Annotated in this window: 1 pseudogene; it reads left to right on the top strand. The window is 42.8% G+C overall.

The features are described 5' to 3' along the window. Positions 1–14: 14 nt before the first annotated feature. A pseudogene (locus PL85_RS18495) lies at positions 15–766 on the top strand (hypothetical protein); the annotation flags it as partial.

Raw genomic sequence — 766 nt, 5'->3', positions numbered from 1 at the left:
TTCTGGGGGGTTACATGCGTAGCGCAATCAATACCGCTCTTTTCATTCTCTTCTTACTGCTCGCGTTCCTGACCTCCGTTGCTTCTTATGCTGCTGATGAGCCACTTTGTCCAATTGGTATCCAAACAGGCTCTAAAACTTGGACGTGGTCGAAGTACGGTAACAGTCCTTATATTTGCGTTCGCTCTTGTCGTTATTCTGTTGTCGCTTCTGTTTGTACCGATACTCTTGATGCTTGTTCATCTGACTTTATTTCCACGGGCGTTGTGTGCAATAAACCCGACGGTATGATTTCTGGTGGTTCAGTTCCCGAGCCTCCTACGCCTGAGCCTCCAAATGTAGTTGCACCGATCATTAATGCTATGCCTGACAACGTCCTATCTGGTTTTGACTATGGCAAATCATTTAAGTCTATCGCTGGCGTTACTGGTCTTGGTGTCCTTAAACTTCATGAAATGCGAAAATCTCAATTAGAATCAACTCGTGATATTTCTGCTATTAAGGGGGCGACTCAGTCAACCAATACTTCTTTAAATTCACTAAAAACAACTCTTGAGTATATACAAAATAACTCTGAATTAAGCGCCCAATACAATCAAGTTACGGCTGACTGGCTAGGTCGAATATATAATAGTGGTTCTACTGGTGGCGGCGGTGGTCTTACTGATGAGCAATTCAATAGTTTTATGGGTTCGATTAGTGGCTTGAATCGTTCTATTTATTCTGCTGCGGATGGCACTAACACCACTTTAAATGGAATAAAGGA

The sequence above is a fragment of the Vibrio anguillarum genome, from assembly GCF_001989995.2.
GTDB classification, from domain to species: Bacteria; Pseudomonadota; Gammaproteobacteria; order Enterobacterales; family Vibrionaceae; genus Vibrio; species Vibrio anguillarum.
Note: the sequence above shows the minus strand (reverse complement) of the source record. Positions and strands in the feature narration are given on the sequence as shown.